This window comes from Luteimonas fraxinea (assembly GCF_021233355.1).
In the GTDB taxonomy this organism is placed as follows: Bacteria; Pseudomonadota; Gammaproteobacteria; order Xanthomonadales; family Xanthomonadaceae; genus Luteimonas; species Luteimonas fraxinea.
The window spans coordinates 328566-351646 of sequence record NZ_CP089507.1; the positions used below are offsets into that span (position 1 = coordinate 328566).

Genomic DNA, 23081 nt, shown 5'->3' on the forward strand with positions numbered 1-23081 from the left:
GCGCGAACGGCGAAGCCGGCCCCGGAGGGGCGAGCATCGAAGATGCGAGTCAAAGAAACGGAACCAAAGAAAAGCGTCTCCCCGACACGTCCACAGCCCGCGGCGTCGCGCTTACCGGGATTTCCCGACTCGGCATCCTGCCTCTGTCGGAAAACGCCGCCCATCCATGGGCGGCGCCCTCCGGGTCTGCATCGGGTGCGAGACGTTTGGTTCCTGGCACAGCAAGAGCAACAGCAACAACAAAACCAGAAGCACCCTCGACATCCTGATTTCTTACGCCAACCTGTCACCTGACATTGCCTAGACTCAACGACATGCCACCCCGCATCCATGCCGCCTGGACCCGCACGCTGTTGCAGCTTGTTGCCGTGCTCGGCGTGGCGGCCGTGCTGGGCGCGCTGGCCGGCCATATCTGGATGGCGCTGGCGGTTGCGGCGCTGGGTGTGCTGGCCTGGCACTACTGGAAACTTTACGACCTGCTGACGCGCCTGACCTCGCGCAGCCGTGTGCCGCCGCCACAGGGAGATGGCGTGTGGCAGGAGACGGATCGCATGCTGCACCGGGGACAACAGGACATGCGCGCGCGCAAGCGGCGTTTGATTGCGATGCTGCGCGCGTATCGCGCGGTGGCGGCGGCGCTGCCGGATGCGGTGATCGTCGTCGACCGCAACAGCCAGCGCATCCAGTGGTTCAACCGCGCGGCGACCAGCCTGCTGGGGCTGCAGATGCCGCGCGATGTCGGCAAGCCGGTCGGCGATACGTTGCAGCCGTTGCCGGTCGCGCACTGGCTGGCGCAGGGACGCCGCGCGGAGCCGATGCTCGACGTGCCTTCGCCGCATTCCTCGGGCACGCGCCTCGAATTGCGGTTGATCCCCTACTCCGACGATCTGTGGCTGCTGCTTGCCCGCGACGTCACCCGGATCATGAAGCTCGAGCAGATGCGTCGCGATTTCGTCGCCAATGTTTCGCACGAGCTGCGCACGCCGCTGACCGTGGTGCACGGCTATCTCGACATGCTCGACCCGACCGATCACCCCGAATGGGCGCCGATGCTGTCCGAGATGCAGAACCAGTCGCAGCGCATGACCCAGCTCGTCGAGGATCTGCTGACCCTGTCGCGTCTGGAAGCGCAGGAGGGGATCGGCGACGAGAGCGTGTCGATGGCCTCGATGCTGGCCACGTTGCGGCGCGAACTCGAAGTACTGAGCCAGGGCCGGCACACGATCGCGGTCGAGGACAGCTCGCCGACCGACCTCGTCGGTTCGACGCGCGAACTGCATAGCGCGTTCTCCAACCTCGTCAGCAATGCGGTGCGCTATACGCCGGCCGGCGGCCGCATCACGATCCGCTACGCACCGCTGGCGAGTGGCGGCGTGGCGCTGTCGGTCGAAGACACCGGCTACGGCATTCCGGCCGCGCACCTGCCGCGCATCACCGAACGCTTCTATCGCGTGTCGACCAGTCGCTCGCGCGAATCCGGCGGCACCGGTCTCGGCCTCGCCATCGTCAAGCACGTGCTGCATCTGCACCAGGCGCGCCTCGAGATCGAGAGTGAAGTCGGCGCCGGCAGTCGCTTCGCCTGTCATTTCACCGCTGAGCGCGTCCGCGCTCGCGACAACCAGTATTTCGGAGCCACCGCATGAGTGCCACACGTCCCCGTGTGCAGAAAGCCGCGAAATCCGCCCGTGGTCCTGAGCCCATCGACGGGTCGAACGAGCCGGTCGATCCGCTGCGTGACCCGGCGCTGTATCTCAATCGCGAACTGTCGCAGCTGGATTTCAACTTCCGCGTGCTGGCACAGGCGCAGGACGAGTCGGTACCGCTGCTCGAACGTCTGAAATATCTGTGCATCGCCTGCACCAACCTCGACGAGTTCTTCGAGATCCGCGCCGCGACGATGCATCACGCGCAGGATTTCGGCGTGCCGTTGCCGCCCGACGGGTTGACGCCTGCCACCGTGCTCAAGCGGATCCACGAGCGCACCGCGCAGCTGGTCGAGGCGCAGTACTCGTGCTGGAACCAGGTGCTGCGCCCGGCGATGTCGGAAGCCGGCGTGCGCGTGCTGGGCCGCGAGCAGTGGACCGCGCGCCAGACGCGCTGGCTGCGCGCCTACTTCCGCGACGAGGTGATGCCGGTGCTGTCGCCGCTGGGCCTCGATCCGGCGCATCCGTTCCCGAAGATCCTCAACAAGTCGCTCAACATCGTCGTCGTGCTCAAGGGCAAGGACGCGTTCGGCCGCGTGGGCAATCTCGCCATCGTGCGCGCGCCGCGCTCGCTGCCACGCATCATCCAGCTGCCCGAGAGCATCTCCGGCGGCGAGTACGACTTCGTGTTCCTGTCATCGGTGCTGTCGGAGTTCGTGCACGAGCTCTTCCCCGGCATGGACGTCAAGGGCGCCTACCAGTTCCGCGTGACCCGCAATTCCGAACTGATCGTCGACGACGAGGAAGTCGAGAATCTCGCCCTCGCGCTGCGCGACGAGCTCGCCGGCCGCGGCTACCTGCGCGCGATGCGTCTCGAGATTTCGGCCAAGTGTCCGAAGCCGATCGTGCGCACGCTGCTGCAGAATTTCGATCTGCCCGAGAACGCGGTCTACCGCATCGACGGCCCGGTGAACCTCAACCGCATCAGCCAGATCTTCGATCTCGTGCAGCGGCCCGACCTCAAGTTCCCGCCCTTCCAGCAGCGGCTGCCCAAGGGCACCGATGCGATGTTCGAGCTGATCGCCGACGGCGACATCCTGCTGCACCATCCCTTCGATTCGTTCGCGCCGGTGCTGGAGCTGATCAAGCAGGCGGCCGAAGACCCGAACGTGCTGGCGATCAAGCAGACGCTGTACCGGACGGGCAAGGACTCGGGCATCGTCGAGCACCTGATCCAGGCGGCGCGCAACGGCAAGGACGTGACCGTCGTCGTCGAACTGCGCGCGCGTTTCGACGAGGAAGCCAATCTCGGCCTCGCGGATCGCTTGCAGGAAGCCGGCGTGCAGGTGGTCTACGGCGTGGTCGGCTACAAGACCCACGCCAAGATGCTGCTCGTCGTGCGCCGCGAAGGCCGCAAGCTGCGCCGCTATGTACATCTGGGCACCGGCAATTACCACGCCGGCACCGCGCGCGTGTACACCGACTTCGGTCTGCTGACGACCGATCCCGACATCGCCAACGATGTGCACCTGCTGTTCCAGCAGATGTCGGGCCTGGCGCCAGCGATCGGGCTCAAGCGCCTGCTGCAATCGCCTTTCACCCTGCATGCCGGCGTCATCGCACGTATCGAGCGCGAAACCGCGCATGCGAAGGCGGGACGTCCGGCGCGCATCGTCGCCAAGATGAACGCTCTCAACGAGCCGCAGGTGATGCGTGCGCTGTATGTCGCATCTCAAGCCGGCGTGCAGATCGATCTGATCATCCGCGGCGCCTGCGCGCTGCGTCCCGGCGTGCCCGGCGTGTCGGAGAACATCCGCGTGCGTTCGATCGTCGGTCGCTTCCTCGAGCATCACCGCGTGTACTGGTTCGCCAACGACGGCGAGCCGGACCTGTTCTGCGCCAGCGCCGACTGGCTGGAACGCAATCTCCTGCGACGTGTGGAGACGGGCTTTCCGATCCTCGATCCGGAGATCGCGGTGCGCGTGCGCAGCGAATCGCTCGACAACTACCTGGCCGATAACCTCAACGCCTGGGAACTGCGCGAGGACGGCACCTACGACAAGATCGTGCCGGACGGCGACACGATGCCGCATTCGGCGCAGGGCTGGTTGCTCGCACATCTGTGCGGCTGAGCGGGTGGCGCGGCATGCATTAACATGCCCGCTCCCCCAACGCCGCGGTCGCGTCCTGCGCCCCGGCATCCAGGAATGCCATGACCGGTCAAGACACGCTCGCGCTCGCCGAGGCACTGACGGTACCGCTCGAAGACGGCGAGATGCTCGCCGCGATCGACCTGGGCTCCAACAGTTTCCATATGGTCGTGGCCCGCTACACGCTGGGCCAGTTGCGCGTCGTCGATCGCCTGCGCGAGACCGTGCGCATGGCCGAGGGCCTCGATAGCCGCGGCGGTCTCACGCCCGATGTGCGCCAGCGTGCGCTGCAATGCCTGTCGCGTTTCGGGCAGCGCATCCGTGACATCCCACCGCAGCGCGTGCGCGCACTGGCCACCAACACCGTGCGCCGGCTGTCTGCGCCGCAGGCGTTTCTGGTGCCGGCAGAAACCGCGCTGGGCCATGCGATCGAAGTGATCTCGGGCCGAGAGGAAGCGCGTCTGATCTATCTCGGCGTCTCGCACGCGCAACCTCCCAAGCCCGGCCAGCGCCGGCTGGTGATCGACATCGGTGGCGGCTCGACCGAATGCATCATCGGTAGCGGCTTCGACGCGCTGGAGCGCGAAAGCCTGCAGATCGGTTGCGTCGCCAGCACGCGACGGTTCTTTCCAGGCGGCAAGCTGTCGAAGAAGCGCTGGCGCGAGGCGCTGGCGGAAGTCTCGGCGGAGTTCCAGCAGTTCGCCAGCACCTATCGCACGCTCGGCTGGCAGGAAGTCGTCGGCGCGTCCGGCACCAACAAGGCCATCGGAGAGATCTGCGCAGCGATGAAGCTGACCAAGGGCGCCGTGACCGCGCAGGCGCTGCCGATCGTGCGCGACACGCTGCTGCAGGCCGGCAATATCGACGCGATCAACCTGCCCGGTCTGTCGGATGATCGCCGGCCGATCATCGCTGGTGGCGTGCTGGTACTCGAAGCGGCGTTCCAGGTGCTCGGCATCGATCGCATGCAGGTCAGCAAGGCCGCGATGCGCGAAGGCGTGCTGCGCGACATGCTCGGCCGCGGCGGCAGCGACGATCCGCGCGAAAGCTCGATCGCCGCGCTGGAACAGCGCTACGGCATCGACCAGGCGCAGGCGACGCGCGTGGAGACGACGGCACTGCGTCTGTTCGACCAGGTCGCGCGCAGCTGGAGCCTCGACGGCGACGATCTGCGCATGCTGGCCTGGGCCGCGCGCGTGCACGAGCTGGGCTTGGTGATCGCGCATAGCCAGTACCACGTGCACGGCGCTTACGTGCTCGAACACTCCGACATCGCCGGCTTCTCGCGCCAGGAACAGCTGTTCCTGGCGACGCTCGTGCGCTGCCAGCGCCGCAAGGTCGGCAAGTCCACGTTCGAGGCCCTGCCCGATCGTCTGCTGCAGCAGGCGCGGCGCGCCGCCGCGCTGCTGCGGATCGCAGTGCTGCTGCATCGCAGCCACGAGGCCGACGAGATTCCGCGCCTGCAGGCGACTGCCGACGGTCCGCTGCTGCGCCTGAGCCTGCCGCGCCAGTGGCTCGATGCGCGGCCGCTGCTGCGCACGGATCTGGAGGGTGAACCCGACGACATGGCCGCGCTCGGCATCACCCTGGCGCTCACGGCGGACTGAGTTCGCCGGCTCCGACAGTGCGTGACCGGCATCCGGTCACGCTGTCACCGAAGCGTCAAACCCCGGTCATCGAAGCGGCATCGTCCGTCCGCAAGCTGCGCACAACCAGCGACCGGACCGAACGATGCGCTACGCGATCGTCACCGATACGTACACGCCCGATATCAACGGGGTGGCCCTGACGCTGCAATCCTACGTCCGCGGTCTGCGCGCACGCGGACACGCGGTCGAGGTGATCCGCCCGGCCCGTGCCGGCGAACCGCCTGGTGCCGATGCACAGTCCTTGCGCATCCGTAGCCTGCGCGTGCCGCGCTATCCGGGGCTGCGCCTCGCACTGCCTGCCGGACAACGCCTGCGCGCCCGCTGGCGCGCTGCGCGGCCCGACGCGATCTACGTCGCCACCGAAGGCCCGTTGGGCTGGTCGGCGCTCAATGCCGCGCAGGCGCTGGACGTTCCGGTCGTCACCGCATTGCACACCCGCTTCGACATCTACATGGGCGCGTATGGCGTGCCGTGGCTGCAGCCCGCCGCGCTGTCGTGGATGCGCCGCTTCCACGCCCGCGCCGATGCCACGCTCGTCGCCACGCAGGCACTCGCCATCGAACTGCGCGGCGCCGGCATCGGCCATCCGGTCGTGCTGTCGCGCGCGGTCGACTGCGCGCAATTCGATCCGGCGCGGCGCGATGCGGACTTGCGCACGCATTGGGGCGTCGACGAGGACGGCCTCGTCGCGATCCACGTCGGCCGTATCGCCGCCGAGAAGAACTTGGGTCTCGCGGTGCGCGCGTTCCGCGCCCTTCAGGCGGAGCGACCGGACGCGCGCATGGTGTTCGTCGGCGACGGTCCGGAGCGCTACGCGCTTCAAGCCGCGAATCCGGATTTCATCTTCAGCGGCTCACAGCGCGGCGACGATCTCGGCCGGCACTTCGCCAGCGCCGACCTGTTCCTGTTCCCCAGCCGCAGCGAGACCTTCGGCAACGTGGTGCTCGAATCGATGGCCTGCGGCGTGCCGCAGGTCGCCTTCGACCATGGCGCGGCGACCGAACACCTGTGCGACGGCTTCCAGGGCGCGCGGATCGCCGGTGACGATGAAGATGCGTTCGTCGCCGCCGCGGTCGCGCTGGCGCAGGACCCGTCGACGCGCCGTGCGATGGGTCTGGCCGGTCGCGAAGCCATGCGCCGGCTGACGCCCGCGCACGTCGCCGACGATCTCGATGCGCTGCTGTCCGGCCTGCGCGGCGGCGCGCCCGACGCGCGCACACCGCTTCCGACTCCGACCGATGCCGAGGATGCCGATGCACGCGCCGCCGCGTAGCCGACTGCTCCACCACGACACCGGCTGGTGCCTGCGCGCCAACCGCGCCTGCACCCGGCTGTGGATCCGCCGCTACTTCTCCACCGTCAGCCGTCTGGGCGACGGCGTGTTCTGGTACCTGCTGATGGCCGCGCTGGTGCTGATCGACGGCTTCGACGGCCTGGTCGCCGCGACGCACATGGCCGCCACCGGCGCCGTCGCGCTGCTGCTCTACAAATCCCTCAAGCGCTGGACCAAGCGTCCCCGCCCCTTCGCCGCCGACGGCCGCATCCGCGCCTGGGTTGCCCCGCTCGACGAGTTCAGTTTCCCGTCCGGGCACACGCTGCACGCGGTGTCGTTCTCGATCGTCGCGGTGGCGTGGTATCCGATGCTCGCCGGTGTGCTGGTGCCGTTTGCGGCGAGTGTGGCGGTGTCGCGGGTGGTGCTGGGCCTGCACTATCCGAGTGATGTGCTGGCGGCGACGGCGATCGGCATTGTTTTGGGCACTGCTTCGCTATGGTGCGCGGGCGTCATCTGATTTGGCGCCTGACGTCCGGCTTGCCGGCTGTCGCTTCACCATGACGCAGGACGCTGCAGTAAAGCTTGCCGACCCGTAGGGCGCCGCCCATGGATGGGCGGCGTTTTCCGACCGAGGCAGGATGCCGAGTCGGAAAATCCCGGTGCAAATGATGCCGAGGGCTGTGGACGTGTCGGGGAGACGTTTTTCTTTGGTTCCGTTTCTTTGACTCGCATCTCCAATGCTCGCCCCTTCGGGGCCGGCTTCGCCGTTCGCGCTGCGCGCGTAGGCGTCCACCAAAAGAAATGAACTCGGCCGCGCCAGCGGACGAAAGCGTTTGATCTACGCCTGTGCGTTTGCCCGCGGCGGGAGAAGCAACATCAAACGCTTCCACTCGCCTTGCGGCGAGCGGGTTCATTTCTTTTGCTGGCCCAAAAGAAACGGAACCAAAGAAAACGGCCAGCCCCGACGAAGCTCACCCGGCGATTCACTCGTTCCGGCATTTTCCGACTCGCCATCCTGGCTCGGTCGAAAAACGCCGCACATCCATGTGCGGCGCCCTACGGGTGTTCAAGTCGTGGCGTCGCCTGATCGAAGATCAGAAGCAGGCCTCGCGCGCGACTGGCGCGGGTGCGAACACTAAGCGGGCGAATCAAACGACGACAACACCGCTCTCACCAACGCAGGCCGCGCCTGCCCCACCCAATCCCGATCATTGTCGACCTGCGCATCCACGCGCGCCGCTTCCAACGCGTCCACATCGAGATCGGCGATCGCCCAGACATCCGCGTCGTTGGTCTCGACCAGCACCCCGTCCGCCGGAAACCCCACATCCATCGGTGCGAACAGACCGGCGCTGCCGGTGTTGACGTCGAGGATCGGGGTCCACGGCGCTTCACCCGCCGTCACCGACTGGGCGACGAAGCAGCGATTCTCCAGCGCGCGGGCGAGGCAGCCCACACGCACGCGCGTCGCGCCCGCCGCGGTGTCGGTGCAGCTGGGCACCAGCAGCAGGCGTGCGCCCGCCTCCCACTGCGTGCGGGCCAGCAGCGGGAACTCGATGTCGTAGCAGATGGCGATGCCGGCGCGCGCGCCGCCGAGGTCGAAGACTTTGAGCGTGTCGCCCGGTTCAATCACGCCGGTTTTCTTCTCGAAGCCGGTCAGCTGCAGCTTGTCCTGCCAGGCGTGTCCACCGTCGGGCGAGAACAGATCGCTGCGGTTGCGGTAACGGCCGCCGCCGATGTCGACGAGGAAGGAGCCGGCGACGATGTGCATGCCGGTGTCACGCGCGAGGCCGGCGAACAGGGTGAGCCAGTCGTCGCGGTAGCGCTGGACGGCGGCCAGCGAAGCGCGCGTGTTGCTGCGCACGCTGTCGTCGAAGGTCGCGGCCAGTTCCAGTGCGAGGTATTCGGGCAACACCGCGACCTGTGCGCCCTGCGCGGCGGCGTCGCCGAGCAGGCGTCGCTGATGCGCGGCGAAGGCGTCGAAATCTGGCGGCATGCCGATGGCGTAGCGTGCGGCGGCCACCCTCATGCGCTGGCCTCCAGTGGTCGGGTCCAGAACGTCATCGGATGTGCCACGTCGCCGACATCACGCTCGTCCCAGCGCAGCAGCATGGTCATGCCCGGCTGCCGCACGTAGCCGCGCTTGTGCCAGAACACCTCGTTGTCGTGGTGATCGGCGGGCCGGCGCGGATCGTCCTCGGCGCGATCGACGGCGGCGAATGCGGTCATGTCGAAACCGCCGAGGTCGCGTGCGTGGGCTTCGCGCAGATCGAAGAATTGATGGCCGATGCCGTGTCCACGCCACTGCGGCAGCAGCACCGACTCGCCGAAATAGAACACGCGGTCGACAGCGACATCCTGATCGACGAACGGCGCCTGGAACTCGGTCGTGTCATCGGCCAGCGGCAGACCGGTCGACGCGCCGACGACAGTGTCACCGTCGAACGCGAGCACGAACACGCTGCGCGGCGAGCGCGCATACGCGGCCAGATAGTCGCGTTCGTAGTCGGCATCGCCAGCGTAGAGATACGGCCAGTCGTGGAACACGGTCATGCGCAGCTGCGCGACCGCAGCGATCCAGGGGTGCATCGCATCGCCCGACAGCGTGCGCACGGTGGGAGCTGAAGACGTCATGCGCGAAGTCTGGCATGCGTGCGGTGGGCGCTTCGTATGCGCCGTGGAACGCAGCGTGGCCGCAGGCATGCCTGCGGCCACATGTTCACCTTCTATGGATCAGCACGCTATGGATCAGCGCGGCGGCAAAGGCGGCGGTGTCGCCGTCGGCGTGGCGGCGATCTGGTACCAGTCGACCCGGCGCGTCACCAGCATGATCGCAGCGAGGATCGCGAACAGCAGGCCGGCGCCCAGCACCAGCGCGTTGTCCTCCGACACCAGCAATCCGTACAGAGCGGCATACAGCAGCCCCAGTCCGGCCGCGAAACCCAGCCCGCGCACGCGGCTGCGCAGCACCGCGCTCAGGTACACGCCGATCAGGCCGATGCAGGCGCCACTCGCTGCGAGGTAAGCCCAGTCGAAGGCGATGTGCTCCGACAGACCGAGCAGCAGCAGGAAGAAGATGGCCAGCGCCAGACCGACCAGGCCGTACTGGATCGGGTGGATGCGCAAGCCGCGCAGCATCTCGAACATGAAGAACGCGGTGAACGTCAGCAGCACGAACACGATGCCGTACTTGCTGGCGCGGTCAGCGCGCGTGTAGGCATCCACCGGGTCGACCAGCGAGATGCCGAGTACGTCGACGCCGGCGTCGCCGTGTCCGCGCAGCAGCGATGCGGTATCAGCATCGGCTCGCGTGCCGTTGCGGTACTGCAGCTGCGCGTCGCTGGCCAGCGAGGACACCGCCCATTCCGCGTGGAAGCCATTGTTGCCGACCTCACGGGCGCGCGGCAGGAAGCGGCCGTTGAACTGTGGATGCGGCCATGCGGAATCCAGCGTGACGCGGTTCTCGTCGGCCAGTGGCACGACGGCCAGCGTCTCGGCGCCGGTGAGCTCGAAGTCCAGCACTGTGCGCAGCCGCAAGGGCGCGCCGGCGAGTGCGGGGCGCGTCAACAGACCATGCACACCGGTGCCGCCATCGCCGCCCGCACCCTGGTGCAGCGCGATGCCAGCACCGTCCACACGCAACTGCGGCGTACCGCGCAGGCCGCGCACATCGGCGACGGTGTAGCCGATCCACGGCGTGCCGATCTTCCGGGGCGGCACGCCCTCGGCGTCCTCGGGTATCCGCACGTCGAAGTCCGCGGACAGCTGACCGCCGAGTGCATACATGCGCACATCGTGCAGGCCGAGCTGGCGCAGATACGGCGACATCGTGCCGGTCATCTCCATCGTCTTGGGAAAGAACGTCCATGCGCCGGTGCGATCGCGCCAGACGCGGCCGGTCGATCGGCCCTGGTCATCGGTCTGCTCGACTTCGACGCGCTCGGTATAGGGCACAACGAGCACCGGCGCGCTCAGGGTCTGGGCGCCCGCCTCGCTAGACGCGATACGCGCGACCGCGGCGGCGCGGTGCTGTTCGCGGTCCTGGATCACGACGCGAATCAGCACCAGCGGTATCAGGATCGCCAGGCTCAGCCCGGCGATGATCAGGATTTTCAGCATGAGTCGCATCGCGACGCTCCGTGTTGGGATGCGCGCAGACTGCGCCGCGTGCGTGGGGGCACGCGGGCGGCGGTGTGAAGCGAAGAAGAAGTCTCAGCCGGTGGCCGGCAGCGGCAACTCGACGATTGCGCGCGTGCCGCCGCCCTCGCGGTGTTCCAGCCGCACGATGCCGCCGTGCAACGTCGCGACCTCGGCCGCGAAGGCCAGCCCCAGACCACTGCTGCGGCTGCGCCCGCCGGGCCGCGGTAGGGAGAAGAAACGCTCGAAGACCCGCGGCAGTGCGTACTCCGGCACACCGGGGCCGCGATCGGCTACGACGATTTTCAGCAGCGCGCCGTCGCTGCGAGCCGTGACGTCGACCACGCCATCGGCCGGCGAAAAGTCGCAGGCGTTGTCCACGAGATTGGACAGCAGTTGCCGCAACAGGAAGGCATCGCCGCGGATGCGCAGCTCCAACGCGTCTCCGATGTCCATCCGCACCTGCACGCCGCCATCCGCAAACGGTGCGACGGCCGCATCGATCAGGGTGCGCACGTCGATATCGGTCGGCTGCTCGATCCGCTGACGATGCTCGACCGCGGCCAGCGCAAGGAGCTTGTCGATCATCTGCGCCATGCGCTCGCTCTGTTCGCGCACGCTGGTCGCGAAGCGCGCGCGGTCGGCGTCGGGCAACGGTGATTCGAGCAGCTCGGACGCGCCGCGCACGGCCGCCAGCGGCGCTTTCAGTTCGTGGGTCAGCGCATGCACGTAGCGCTCGACGTACTGCTTGCCCTCCAGCCGCTCGCGCATGGTTTCCAGCGCGCGGCCAAGGTCAGCGAACTCGCCGGCCGAATCGGGCAGCGTCGCGCGCTCGCCGGCGGTGACCTTGTCGGCATACCGGCGCAGACCGCCGAGCTGGCGCGACAGCCACCACGCCGCGAGCAGGCCGACTGCCAGCGCGGTGCCGAGCAGCAGGAACCCCCAGCGCAGGATCGTGCGTTCGCTGCGGGCGATGAAGGGCGCGATCGCGCTGTTGGGCTTGGCCACCGTCAGCACGCCGACGACACGGTTGCCGTCGCGGATCGGCGCGGCGACGTGCATCACCGACGTGCTGTCGTCAGCCGGGTTGGTGCGCGTGGAGCGCGCGCCGTATTGGCCGCGCAGGGTCAGCAGCACGTCGTTCCAGCGCGAGTAGTCGCGGCCGAGATCACGGCCGGCCGAATCGAACACCACGATGCCGTCGGCGTTGGTCACGTAGACGCGGTACTCGGCTTGGGTCTTGCGGAAACCCCAGATGTTGCCGCCGATGTCGCGCTCGCGCAGCGCGCGCACGCGGGTGGCGAAGCGGCCGTCGTCGATGCGCCCGGCGAGAAAGTCGTCCGTCGCCAGCTCCGCGAGCACATTGGCGGTGTCGGCCAGCGTGTCTTCCATCGCCTGCCGCACGCCCGGTTTGATCTCCTGGGTGAACACGCGCATCAGCAGAAATGCCGCAAGCGCGACGATCAGGAAATAGCCCAGCAGGATGCGCAGACCGATGCGCATGTCAGTCGAGATCCAGCGAGTACCCGATGCCGCGATGCGTGCGCAGCGGATCCACTTCGGGCGCGATCGCGCGCAGCTTGCCGCGCAGGGTTTTCACGTGGGTGTCGACGGTGCGGTCCCCGCTGTCGAGCGCATTGCCCCAGACCCGATCCATCAGTTGCATACGCGACAGCACCGCGCCCGGCCGCGCCAGCAGCGCGGCCAGTAGCCCGTATTCGTAGCGGGTGAGATCGAGCGCATGGCCGTGATAGCGGATGCGCCGGCCTTCGGCGTCGTGCTCGAATGCACCGCTGCGCGTCGCCTCGCCTTTCGCGGTGTCGGGCACGCCGCGACGCAGGACCACGCGCACGCGCGCCACCAGCTCGCGCAGCGAAAACGGTTTGGCGATGTAATCGTCAGCCCCGAGATCGAAGCCGAGCACGCGCTCCGATTCCGCCGCCTGCGCGGTCAGGAAGATTACCGGCAGCGGCGCTTTGCGGCGCAGTTCGCCGCACAGCGCGAAGCCGCTGATATCGGGCAGGCCGACATCGAGAATCGCCAGATCGAATGCGGCCTCAGCGACGGCCGCCCGCGCCTGCTGCCCGTCGAGACAATGCCGCACCGTGTGGCCGTCGGCCTGCAGCGCATAGACCACGGTCTCGGCGATCGCGATTTCGTCCTCGACCAGCAGGATGGCGCTCATGGAATCCACGACGTCGGAAGTCGGCGAATCCTAACCTGCGGGCCTGTCACGCGAGGCGCCGACGCGTGTCGGGCTCGCGCGCGGGCTTGTCCGGCCCGTAACGCCTTACAGCGTCATAGGTGGGATAGGCGTCCCTTTGGGCGGCCCGTCGCGGCCACGCAAGCAGTCGCATCCCGAGTAGCGCCAGCGCGAAATGATGTCCTGTGGATCGATCAGCACCGTCTGTGTGCAGCCCGACCACTCGTTCCGCCACGTGAGGATCCGCGAGCCGTCCCGGTTGTCATAGCTCGTCGTCGGCGCCCCCCACCGGCTCACGATGATCGGAGCCGGATCACCGACGTAAGACTGCATGATGTCGTTCGTCGTGCGCGGACGGTTGCTTCGGAGCAGCGGCACTCTGAGAAAGCGGGGCTTGATGTGCTTGCACGCACCGATGTCGCCTGGCGTGTCCGAGGCGGAGATCACGGGCGGCTGCGCACCGGACCCCGCTTTATGCGAGCGCGTGTCCACGTCCGCCACCGACTGCGCACTGGCGACACTGCCCAGTCCGATCCCCCAGTGCGCAGGCGATTCCCATCGCGGTCCATTTCATTGCGTCCTCCTTGGCTTGCCATGCTCGGGTACAGCGCATGCGCGCTTGAATTATTGGCGGGCCGATCCACCGCCCGTTCGAACCGTAGCCTTGCGGCCTCGTTCGCAACGTCACCGGGTTCCACACCTCGATGTAGGCCATCGCATCGCTGCGCAGCCGGCGCTTTCGCAACGAAAAGTCAGTCCGCTTGCGGTCCCGGGTACGCTGTCGCGATGAATTACCAACACGCCTTCCACGCCGGCAACCACGCCGACGTCCTCAAGCACCTCGTGGTGCTCGCGATCTGCGATGCGCTGACCGCCAAACCCGCGCCCTGTTTCGCGCTCGACACCCACGCGGGCGGGGGCGTCTATCGCCTGCGCGAGGAGCGCGCCCGGCGCACCGGCGAGGCCGACGACGGCATCAGCCTGTTGCTGGCCACTGCGCCGAAGCAGCCGTTGATCGCGCGCTATCTGGCAGCGGTCAACGCCTGCCGGGCCGAGCACGGCGCCGATGCCTACCCCGGGTCCCCTTGGCTGCTGGCGCATGCCTTGCGCGAGCAGGATCGCATCGCCTGCTTCGAGACCGAACCGGCGGCAGCAGGCGCCCTGCGTCGGGCGCTGGGCGCCGATCCGCGCGTCGCGATCCATTCGGGCGACGGCTACTCGGCATTCAAATCGCTGCTGCCGCCGAAGATCGGCGACCAGCGCTTCAATCGCGGTCTCGTGCTGGTCGACCCACCCTACGAGGCGCAGGCGGCGGAGTTCGAGATCGCGCTCAAGGCGATGCGCGAGGGGCTGACGCGCTGGCCGCAGGGCATCCAGATGCTGTGGTATCCGATCAAGCAGCGTCGCACGCTGACGCCCTTCCTGCGTTCGGCCGCCAAGCTGCAGACGAAATCCTCGCTGCTGGTCGAACTGCTGGTGCGCGCCGACGACTCGCCGCTGCGCATGAACGGCAGTGGCCTGCTCATCCTCGATCCGCCGTGGCAACTGGCGACCGCGCTCGCCCCCGCGCTCGATGCATTGAAGGGCGCGATCGGCGAAGCCGGCGCTGACACGCGCTTGCACTGGTTGCGCGAGCCGGCCTGAACGCCGCACGTCGACATATCGGATGAATGGGGAAACTTCGCACAACCGGCGCGGCCCCTTCACGGTTCGTGAATAGACGGTCCGGGTAAGGTCAGGCAAATCCGTTCACACACGACTTTCGATGACCGCACGTAACCGACTTCCCCCTTGGCACGAGGAGATCCGCCTCGCCAATGGTCGCCAGGTGCTGATCCGCCCGATCCGTCCGGCCGACGCCGAGCCGCTCCGTGCATCGTTCGCGCTGCTCGAGCCCGATGAGGTCCGGCAGCGATTCCTATACGCGAAAGCGGAACTCTCGCCCGAAACGGCGAACCGTCTGACCCAGCCGAATCCGAAGTCGGAATTCGTGCTGGTCGCCGCAGAGCCCTACACGCCGGGCGATGCGCTGGTGGGTGCGGTGGCTCGCGCAGCGGTATTGCCGGGCACGCGTCAGGCCGAATTCCATATTCTGGTGAGCCATTATGTCGCCGGTATGGGTCTGGGCCGGCACATGCTTCGGCGCCTGGTGCGCTGGGCCAAGGGCAAGCGCCTGGAGCGGATCTTCGGCGACGTGCTGGAGGAGAACGAGCCGATGCTTGCGCTGGCCAAGTCGTTGAGCTTCCAGCAGCAGGCGGTAGAGGCGCCGGGCATGGTCCGGGTGTCGCTCGAACTCAAGCGGCAAGTCGTCGACACGACGCCGAACGTGCGTCTGGGCTGACCGGCTGACCCCACCGCGCCGCTCGCCGGCGCGGTTCCGCTTGCACAGTCGCAGTTCCTGCGACGCGCTCGTCTAGACTTCACCCCCTGATTCGCGCCGGCCCTTTGGCTTTCGGCGCTGCCGTTGTTTTGTGTTCCGCCATCCGGATCTCCCATGCCGCACGCCGTCACCGTTTCGCCTCCCCTGCCCACCGCCGGTCATGCACGCGCCTGGTGGCGTGCGCCTGCCAGTCGCAGCGCTCTGGCGTGGGCAGTGCTGCAGGCGGCGCGGACGCACGACGGCCCGCTGCTGCTGGTCGCCCGCGACAACCACGGCGCGCAGCAGCTCGAACACGATCTGCGCACGCTGGGCGGCGATGATCACGACCTGCCGGTGGTGCCGTTCCCGGACTGGGAAACCCTGCCCTACGACCGATTCAGCCCGCATCCGGACATCGTGTCCCAGCGCCTCGCGGCCCTGCACCGGCTGCCGTCACTGAAGCGCGGCATCGTCGTGGTGCCGGTGCAGACGCTGATGCAGCGGCTGGCACCAGTCCTGCATGTGTCCGGCGCGAGCTTCGATCTGGATGTCGGCCAGAAGCTCGATCTCGACGCCGAAAAGCGCCGGCTCGAAAGCGCGGGCTACGCGCACGTGCCGCAGGTCCATGATCCGGGCGACTTCGCCGTGCGCGGCGGCCTGCTCGATGTCTACCCGATGGGCGCCGACCAGCCCTATCGCATCGAGCTGTTCGACGACGCGATCGAAACCATCCGCGCGTTCGATCCCGAATCGCAGCGCTCGCTCGACAAGATCGCTGCGCTGCGCATGCTGCCCGGCCGCGAAGTCCCGCTCGACGATGCCGCGACGGCGCGCGCGATGGACATGCTGCGCGAGCGTTTCGACATCGACACGCGGCGAAGCGGGCTTTACCAAGACCTCAAGGCCGGCGCCGCGCCGGCCGGCATCGAGTACTACCTGCCGCTGTTCTTCGAAGCACCGCGACGCACCCTGCTCGACAAGGGCGAGGCGCCGCTGTCGACGGCGACGCTGTTCGATTACCTGCCGGCAAATACGCTGCCGGTGATCGACAACGGCGCGTCGCCGGCGAGCGATCATTTCTGGACGCAGCAGGTGCTGCACCGCTACGACCAGCTGCGTCACGACATCGAACGTCCGCTGCTGCCGCCGGCCGAACTCTGGTTGACGCCGGACGCGCTGCGCGAGCGGCTCAACCAGGGCGCGCGCGTCGAGGTCTGCGACGCCAAACATCCGCGCCACGCGCAGGCGTCAGCGCTCGGCGACCAGCCGGCCCCCGATCTGCCGCTGGCCGCGCGCGACCATACGCCGGCCGATGCGCTGGTGACCTTCCTCGGCAGCTATCCGGGACGCGTGCTGATCGCCGCCGATTCGGCCGGTCGCCGCGAAGCACTGCTGGAAATCCTGCACGCGGGCAAGCTGCGGCCTTCGGTACTGCAGGACTTCCCGGGCTTCATCGCGGATACGGACACGAAGTTCGCCGTCGCGATCGCGCCACTCGACAACGGCTTCGCCCTCGATGCGCCGCAGCTGACGGTGCTGACCGAGCGCCAGCTGTTCCCCGAACGCGCCGCGCAGCCGCGTCGCCGCAAGCGGGCTGCGCGCGATCCTGAAAGCATCATCCGCGACCTCGGCGAACTGAGCGAAGGTTCGCCGATCGTCCACGAGGATCACGGCGTCGGCCGCTATCGCGGGCTCGTCGTGCTCGAGGCCGGTGGTCAGCCGGGCGAATACCTCGACATCGAATACGCCAAGGGCGATCGCCTCTACGTGCCGGTGTCGCAGCTGCATCTGGTCAACCGCTATTCGGGCGCGTCGCCGGAAACCGCGCCGCTGCATTCGCTCGGTGGCGAGGCCTGGACCAAGGCGCGCAAGAAAGCCGCCGACAAGGTCCGCGATGTCGCTGCCGAACTGCTGGAAATCCAGGCCAAACGGCAGGCGCGCGCCGGACTTGCGCTGGAAGTCGACCGTACGATGTACGAGCCGTTTGCGGCCGCGTTCCCGTTCGAGGAAACGCCCGACCAGCATGCAGCAATCGAAGCGATGATCCGCGATCTCGGCTCCAGCCAACCGATGGACCGCGTGGTCTGCGGCGACGTGGGTTTCGGCAAGACCGAAGTCGCGGTGCGCGCGGCCTTCGTCGCGGCCGCGGCCGGCAAGCAGGTCGCGGTGCTGGTACCGACCACGCTGCTCGCCGAGCAGCACTACCGCACGATGGCCGACCGTTTCGCAGACTGGCCGATCCGCGTCGAAGTGCTGTCGCGTTTCAAGAGCACCAAAGAGATCAAGACCGAGATCGGCAAGATCACCGACGGCACGCTCGACGTCATCGTCGGCACGCACCGGCTGCTGCAGCCGGACGTGAAGTTCAAGGATCTGGGTCTGGTGATCGTCGACGAGGAACAGCGTTTCGGCGTGCGCCAGAAGGAAGCGCTCAAGGCGCTGCGCGCGAACGTGCATCTGCTCACCCTCACCGCCACGCCGATCCCGCGCACGCTCAACATGGCGATGGCCGGTCTGCGCGATCTGTCGATCATCGCCACCCCGCCGGCGCATCGCCTCGCGGTGCAGACCTTCGTCGTGCCGTGGGATGACGCGCAGCTGCGCGAAGCCTTCCAGCGCGAACTCAGCCGCGGCGGCCAGGTGTATTTCCTGCACAACGATGTCGAGAGCATCGGCCGCATGCAGCGCGAGCTGGAAGAACTCGTGCCCGAGGCGCGCATCGGCATCGCCCACGGCCAGATGCCCGAGCGCGAGCTCGAAAAGGTGATGCTGGATTTCAACAAGCAGCGCTTCAACGTGCTGCTGTGCTCGACGATCATCGAGTCGGGCATCGACATCCCCAACGCCAACACGATCATCATCAATCGGGCCGACAAGTTCGGCCTCGCCCAGCTGCACCAGCTGCGTGGCCGCGTCGGTCGCTCGCACCATCGCGCCTATGCGTATCTGGTGATTCCCGACCAGCGTTCGATCAGCAGCGATGCGAAGAAGCGTTTGGAAGCGATCGCCTCGATGGACGAACTCGGCGCGGGCTTCACCCTGTCGACCCACGATCTGGAAATCCGTGGCGCCGGCGAGCTGCTGGGCGAGGGCCAGAGCGGACAGATGGCCGAGGTCGGGTTCAGCCTCTACACCGAGCTGCTGGAACGCGCGGTGCGCAGCGTCAAGCAGGGCAAGCTTCCGGATGCAGATGACGTGGACGCGCGCGGCGCCGATATCGAACTGCACGTGCCCGCGCTGATTCCCGAGGACTACCTGCCCGACGTACACACGCGCCTGATGCTCTACAAGCGCATCAGCAGTGCGCGCGACATCGACAAGTTGCGCGAGCTGCAGGTCGAGATGATCGACCGCTTCGGTCTGCTGCCCGATCCCGCGAAGCATCTGTTCCAGATCGCCGACCTGAAGCTGCAGGCGACCGCGCTCGGCCTGCGCAAGCTGGATCTCGGCGACAAGGGCGGCCGTGTGCAGTTCATCGAGAAGCCGAAGGTCGATCCGATGGCGGTGATCCGCCTGATCCAGGGACAGCCGAAGCACTACAAGATGGATGGCCCTGACAAACTGCGCATCACCCTCGAGCTGCCGGACGCCGAGACGCGCATCCAGGCGGCGCGTGGACTGCTGATCGCGCTGGCGCCGTCGCAGGCGGCGCGGTGATGCACCGCCAGGTCTGATCGTTCAGCGCGGTGCGTTGCCCGTGCTGGACAGAATCAGATCAGTAAGCCGCGTGTAGTCGCCGCCGAAGTGGTGACCACCGGGCAGCGTGCGCACGGTGACGTGGCCCGGCGGCAACGCCGCGCAGGTCGCGTCGCTGTCGCCCTCGCCTTCGATGCACAGCGTGTGCTCGGCCGACAGACGCAGCACTTCCGGTGCGATGTCCAGTGCATCGTCGTCGCCGGCCGACAGCCAGTTGCCGACGTGGAACTCGAACGACGCGCGCTTGCCAAGCCCCATCAGCACCGTGTGCGCGACGGTCGCGCGCGTCGAGGCCGGCAGACGATTGACCGCGAACGGCAGCACGTCGGCGCCCTGCGAGTAGCCGATGAGCAGCACCTGCGGGCGCTGCCAGCGCGCGGCATACGCACGCACCACGCGGTCCAGATCGCGGGCGAGCCAATCGGGTGTCCGCGCGGACCAGAAATAGCGCAGCGAATCGAAGCCGACGACCGGAATGCCGCGCGCGGCGAGCGCGGTAGCGACTTCGGCATCGAGGCCTGCCCAGCCCCCGTCGCCGCTGAGCAGTACGGCGAACACCGGCTGCGCGGTGCCGGTTGCGGGCACCTCGACCAGCGGCAGATCACGCACGTCGGCCGGCGGTGGCGCAGGCTGCGTGCGTGCCGAGGCCGTGGCGAATGCGCGGACGGCAGAGACGAGCGGCGGCAGTGCGTTGCCGTGCGCACGCATCGCGGCGCCGTTGATGGGGGCAGCGAACGCCTGCAATTCCGGCAGTTCGCGCGCATCGCCGAACGCGAGCCATGGCGTCGCCAACTTCTGCACCGCCTGCAGCGCCACCGTCTTCGGCACCGGCGTCGACGCCTTGAACAACGTGCCCGCGCCCTTGCACGGCGGCTTGCCGAGCGCGAGCGGCGGCAGCGCGCCGCGCGTGATCACACCGGCGAACACACCGCGATTCGCCTGCGCAGCCATTGCATAGACGATCGCAGCGCCATCGCCCTGCCCGACCAGCACCGGGGGCCGATAATCCGGCAGCCGCGCATAGCCCTGCAGCCAGTGCGAAAGATTTTCGAGATCGCCATCGGGGAAGGCGCAGGGACCGGCATCCTTCGCGAATGCGGCCTGCAGACGCGTGACGTTGATCGCGGCGACCAGCGCACCGTCGCGCGCGAGCGCGGCCGCGGTCGCAGTGTCGTCGCCCGGTCCCAGCAGCAGCACGGTGTGCGTGGCCGGCTGCGCCGGACGCGTCAGCGCCACGTCATGAAAGAAGCCGTGGCTCACGCGCTCCTGCGCGGCCGCAGGCAACGCGCACACCAGTGTGAACACGCAGATCCACAGCAGTCTCATTTCGACAGTACTCCACGATAGCCACCTGCGATCAACGCCGCGGCGTCGGCCAGCACCAGCAACGGCGCAACGCCGCCGGGCGTGGCCAGATAGCGCGCACTCCACTGCGGATCGAACTTGTCCTTGAACGCGCGCAGGCCGCGGAAGTTGTAGAACTGCTCCCCGCGCGCGAACAGCAGCCGGCCCATGCGATGCCAGTTCGGCGCGAGCGCATGCGCGGCCATGCCCGACAGCGGCGCCATGCCGAGACCGAATCGCACATAGCCCGCATCGGAGAGATGCTGCAGCAGACGCGCGAACAGGAAATCCATCGTGCCGGGCGGCGCATCTGGCAGATGCCGCATCAGATCGATGCTGGCTTCCGCCTCGCCGCTCGCAGGCTCACCGGCGACGAGCAGGCTCGCGAACGCGACGATCCGCTCGCCACCGCGCACCACCGCGACCGGATTGCGCGCGATGTAACCGGGATCGAACGCGCCGATCGAGAAGCGTTTCTCTGCAGCGCGATGCTCGCCGAGCCAGGCGTCGGACACCGCGCGCAAGGCCGGCACCGCGGCAAATACGTCGGCGGCATCGATGATCGCGAAGGTCAGCCCTTCGCGCTCGGCGCGATTGACTGCAGTGCGCAGATTGCCGCGGCGTTTGCCCTGCAGCGAGAAACCGGCCAGCGGAACGCTCGCGTACTCGCCGAGCTTGAACAGTCGCAGGCCTGCATCGAGATACAGCGGCAGCGCGTTCTGCCCGACCTGGTAGAAACAGCCGCGCGCACCCGCGTCGCGGGCGTGTTCGAGAAAGCGCCAGACCAGTTCCGGCCAGGATTCGCGCGGGCCCACCGGATCGAACAGCGCGATCCACGAGCGGCCCTGCCGGCCATACATCAAGAAGGCGTCACCGGCCTCCGAGAACAGCAGATGCTTGTCGCCGGTCAGCACCAGGCCTGCATCGGCCTGCGACTGCGTGCGCAGGATCGCCTGCGCCTGCGCGAGTTGCGCGGCATCCGGCAGCGGCGGCGCCGGCATGCCCGGCCGCACAAGCTGGCGCAGCGCCAGCACCAGCGCGACCACCGCGACCGCGACCATCGCGCGCAGCGAACGCGGCGCCTCCCCCGACACCGCGAACTGCCACCACAGCTGATGGCCATAGGCGACATCGCGATAGGCGAAAAACAGCAGACCGGTCACCACGATGCAGATCACCGCCATCGCCAGCAGCCAGCCGCCGGTGAACGGGACCGCCAGCAGCGAGGCCCGGCGCTTGAACGAGCGCCGCGACGCGAGCAGCGCGACCAGCAGCGCCGACAGCACGACCGCTTCGGTCAGCGCCAGTCCCTTGGGCAAGGCGAACAGCAGCGCGAGGGCCACCAGCAGGACGGCCGCCCACCACGCAGCATCGAGTCGGCGCAGCAAGGCGCGCGCGACGAACAGCAGCAGCACGCCGATGATCGAACTGAGGAAATGCGCCGCCTCGACCAGCGGCAGCGGCAGCACCTGCAGGGTCTGCAACGCGCGGCCGGTCGCCGGCGTCGCGCCGGAGACCAGCAACATCACCGCCGCGACCAGCGTGGCGGCGGCGAGGACACGCGGCGCCAGCCCGGACAGGAACCGCCGCGCCGGCGTCGCCAGCTGGCCGGTCTCGTGAACGATCAGCACGCCCAGCGCGATCAGCAGCGGCAACACGTAATAGACGAGGCGATACAGGACCAACGCGCCCGCGAGTTCGCCGGCCGGCACGCTGCTGCCGAGCGCGACCAGCATCACCGCCTCGAACACGCCCAGCCCGCCGGGCACATGGCTGATGACACCGATGACGACGGCCGCCGCATAGAACCCGAGGAAGGTCGCGAATCCAACCGCACCTTCGGGCAGCAACAGCCACAGCACCGCAGCCGCCGCGGTGATGTCGAGCACCGACAGCGCCAGCTGCGTCCAGGCGAGTCGCGGCGAAGGCAACCGCACGCGGCCGATGCGATCGCGCACGTGGCACAGCGCCAGCACCAGCAGCACCGCGGCCAACGCGGACGCGCCGCAGACGGCGACCGCCCAAGCCGGCAGACGCAGCAGCGGCGCAAGCGCGGCGGCGTCCCACCACAGACCGGCGCCGCCGACCGCGCAGGCACCGAGCCCGAACACCAGCGCATTGAAGACGATCGCCCGCGAGACATCGGCAGGCTCCACACCGGCGGCGCCATAGAGCCGCATCCGCACCGCGCCGCCGGTGAACACGCCCAGTCCGATGGTGTTGCTCAGCGCATAGGCGACGAAGGCGGTCTTGGCGATGGTGCGCGGCGGCACGCGGGCGCCGACGTAGCGCAGCGCACTGGCGTCGTAACCGACCAGCGCGGCGAAGCTCACCGCAGTTGCGAGCACCGCGAGCGCGATCCGCGTGCCGGGCGTGGCCTCGATCGCGGCGACGATGTCGTCATAGCGCAGTTCGTGCCAGAAGCCGCGCAGCGCGAACACCAGAAGGGTGCCGATCGCGAGTACGCCGACGACGATCGCGATCCGACGCAGGGCATCGGCATGCGCGAGCACGCGCGCGACCAGTGCCTGCAGCGAACGCCGGGACGACAACGCCATGCGAACACCTCGCCAGCGCCCTCACACGATTGCGGGGCACGATGGCGGCGGAGCATACACCTGCGGCGC

At 68.1% G+C, this 23081-nt stretch carries 16 protein-coding genes; 8 read left to right on the forward strand and 8 right to left on the reverse strand.

Annotation, left to right across the window (positions count from 1 at the left end; translation table 11 throughout):
- The first annotated feature begins 314 nt into the window (after nt 1-314).
- The 5 genes from phoR (at nt 315) to LU699_RS01480 (ending at nt 7232) form a co-directional block, all read left to right on the forward strand.
- A complete protein-coding gene (phoR, locus tag LU699_RS01460) occupies nt 315-1643 on the forward strand; it encodes a phosphate regulon sensor histidine kinase PhoR (protein WP_232138167.1) in 1329 nt (442 codons plus the stop codon).
- A complete protein-coding gene (ppk1, locus tag LU699_RS01465) occupies nt 1640-3775 on the forward strand; it encodes a polyphosphate kinase 1 (RefSeq protein WP_232138168.1) in 2136 nt (711 codons plus the stop codon). Before phoR ends, ppk1 begins: the two co-directional genes overlap by 4 nt.
- Nucleotides 3776-3855: 80 nt before the next feature.
- Nucleotides 3856-5400 (forward strand): exopolyphosphatase, encoded by a 1545-nt coding sequence (gene ppx, locus LU699_RS01470; RefSeq protein WP_232138169.1) that lies wholly within the window; start codon nt 3856-3858, stop codon nt 5398-5400.
- A 124-nt stretch (nt 5401-5524) separates the two neighbouring features.
- On the forward strand, nt 5525-6715 hold the full coding sequence (locus LU699_RS01475) for a glycosyltransferase family 4 protein (protein ID WP_232138170.1): 1191 nt from the start codon (nt 5525-5527) through the stop codon (nt 6713-6715).
- The gene (locus tag LU699_RS01480) at nt 6696-7232 is read left to right on the forward strand and encodes a phosphatase PAP2 family protein (RefSeq protein WP_232138171.1); all 537 of its coding nucleotides are present in this window, start codon (nt 6696-6698) and stop codon (nt 7230-7232) included. Before LU699_RS01475 ends, LU699_RS01480 begins: the two co-directional genes overlap by 20 nt.
- Nucleotides 7233-7850: 618 nt before the next feature.
- On the opposite strand, the gene LU699_RS01485 is transcribed toward LU699_RS01480, so the two are convergent.
- From LU699_RS01485 to LU699_RS01510, 6 genes are all read right to left on the reverse strand, one after another.
- Complete coding sequence (locus LU699_RS01485; RefSeq protein WP_232138172.1) at nt 7851-8744, reverse strand: carbon-nitrogen hydrolase family protein; 894 nt, start codon at nt 8742-8744, stop codon at nt 7851-7853.
- Nucleotides 8741-9349 (reverse strand): GNAT family N-acetyltransferase, encoded by a 609-nt coding sequence (locus LU699_RS01490; RefSeq protein ID WP_232138173.1) that lies wholly within the window; start codon nt 9347-9349, stop codon nt 8741-8743. The genes LU699_RS01485 and LU699_RS01490 overlap by 4 nt, the downstream gene beginning before the upstream one ends.
- 114 nt (nt 9350-9463) lie before the next feature.
- The gene (creD, locus tag LU699_RS01495) at nt 9464-10843 is read right to left on the reverse strand and encodes a cell envelope integrity protein CreD (RefSeq protein WP_232138174.1); all 1380 of its coding nucleotides are present in this window, start codon (nt 10841-10843) and stop codon (nt 9464-9466) included.
- 84 nt (nt 10844-10927) lie between these two features.
- Entirely contained in the window at nt 10928-12355 is a 1428-nt protein-coding gene (gene creC, locus LU699_RS01500; protein ID WP_232138175.1) for a two-component system sensor histidine kinase CreC, read from the reverse strand.
- Between the two features lies 1 nt (nt 12356).
- Nucleotides 12357-13037: a two-component system response regulator CreB gene (creB, locus tag LU699_RS01505; protein WP_232138176.1), complete on the reverse strand. Its 681-nt coding sequence runs from the start codon at nt 13035-13037 to the stop codon at nt 12357-12359.
- Between the two features lie 105 nt (nt 13038-13142).
- On the reverse strand, nt 13143-13547 hold the full coding sequence (locus LU699_RS01510; RefSeq protein ID WP_232138177.1) for a hypothetical protein: 405 nt from the start codon (nt 13545-13547) through the stop codon (nt 13143-13145).
- 294 nt (nt 13548-13841) lie between these two features.
- On the opposite strand from LU699_RS01510, the gene LU699_RS01515 reads away from it, so the two are divergent.
- From LU699_RS01515 to mfd, 3 genes are all read left to right on the forward strand, one after another.
- Nucleotides 13842-14699 (forward strand): 23S rRNA (adenine(2030)-N(6))-methyltransferase RlmJ, encoded by an 858-nt coding sequence (locus LU699_RS01515; protein ID WP_232138178.1) that lies wholly within the window; start codon nt 13842-13844, stop codon nt 14697-14699.
- A gap of 121 nt (nt 14700-14820) precedes the next feature.
- Nucleotides 14821-15396, forward strand: coding sequence for a GNAT family N-acetyltransferase (locus LU699_RS01520; protein ID WP_232138179.1), 576 nt, complete (start codon nt 14821-14823; stop codon nt 15394-15396).
- Between the two features lie 153 nt (nt 15397-15549).
- On the forward strand, nt 15550-19071 hold the full coding sequence (mfd, locus tag LU699_RS01525; protein WP_232150557.1) for a transcription-repair coupling factor: 3522 nt from the start codon (nt 15550-15552) through the stop codon (nt 19069-19071).
- A 21-nt stretch (nt 19072-19092) separates the two neighbouring features.
- Here the strand turns inward: mfd and LU699_RS01530 are convergent, their stop codons facing one another.
- Nucleotides 19093-20436, reverse strand: coding sequence for a virulence factor family protein (locus LU699_RS01530; RefSeq protein WP_232138181.1), 1344 nt, complete (start codon nt 20434-20436; stop codon nt 19093-19095).
- Nucleotides 20433-23012: a bifunctional lysylphosphatidylglycerol flippase/synthetase MprF gene (mprF, locus tag LU699_RS01535; protein WP_232138182.1), complete on the reverse strand. Its 2580-nt coding sequence runs from the start codon at nt 23010-23012 to the stop codon at nt 20433-20435. Before mprF ends, LU699_RS01530 begins: the two co-directional genes overlap by 4 nt.
- Between the last annotated feature and the right edge of the window lie 69 nt (nt 23013-23081).

Excerpts from the sequence above, each read along its gene's own strand:
- ppk1 (WP_232138168.1), top strand. The coding sequence starts at position 1,640 with ATGAGTGCCACACGTCCCCGTGTGCAGAAAGCCGCGAAATCCGCCCGT.
- LU699_RS01475 (WP_232138170.1), top strand. The coding sequence starts at position 5,525 with ATGCGCTACGCGATCGTCACCGATACGTACACGCCCGATATCAACGGG.
- creB (WP_232138176.1), bottom strand. The coding sequence starts at position 13,037 with ATGAGCGCCATCCTGCTGGTCGAGGACGAAATCGCGATCGCCGAGACC.
- mfd (WP_232150557.1), top strand. The coding sequence starts at position 15,550 with ATGCCGCACGCCGTCACCGTTTCGCCTCCCCTGCCCACCGCCGGTCAT.
- creC (WP_232138175.1), bottom strand. The coding sequence starts at position 12,355 with ATGCGCATCGGTCTGCGCATCCTGCTGGGCTATTTCCTGATCGTCGCG.
- ppx (WP_232138169.1), top strand. The coding sequence starts at position 3,856 with ATGACCGGTCAAGACACGCTCGCGCTCGCCGAGGCACTGACGGTACCG.
- mprF (WP_232138182.1), bottom strand. The coding sequence starts at position 23,012 with ATGGCGTTGTCGTCCCGGCGTTCGCTGCAGGCACTGGTCGCGCGCGTG.
- LU699_RS01530 (WP_232138181.1), bottom strand. The coding sequence starts at position 20,436 with ATGAGACTGCTGTGGATCTGCGTGTTCACACTGGTGTGCGCGTTGCCT.
- LU699_RS01490 (WP_232138173.1), bottom strand. The coding sequence starts at position 9,349 with ATGACGTCTTCAGCTCCCACCGTGCGCACGCTGTCGGGCGATGCGATG.
- creD (WP_232138174.1), bottom strand. The coding sequence starts at position 10,843 with ATGCGACTCATGCTGAAAATCCTGATCATCGCCGGGCTGAGCCTGGCG.
- LU699_RS01485 (WP_232138172.1), bottom strand. The coding sequence starts at position 8,744 with ATGAGGGTGGCCGCCGCACGCTACGCCATCGGCATGCCGCCAGATTTC.
- phoR (WP_232138167.1), top strand. The coding sequence starts at position 315 with ATGCCACCCCGCATCCATGCCGCCTGGACCCGCACGCTGTTGCAGCTT.
- LU699_RS01520 (WP_232138179.1), top strand. The coding sequence starts at position 14,821 with ATGACCGCACGTAACCGACTTCCCCCTTGGCACGAGGAGATCCGCCTC.
- LU699_RS01480 (WP_232138171.1), top strand. The coding sequence starts at position 6,696 with ATGCACGCGCCGCCGCGTAGCCGACTGCTCCACCACGACACCGGCTGG.
- LU699_RS01515 (WP_232138178.1), top strand. The coding sequence starts at position 13,842 with ATGAATTACCAACACGCCTTCCACGCCGGCAACCACGCCGACGTCCTC.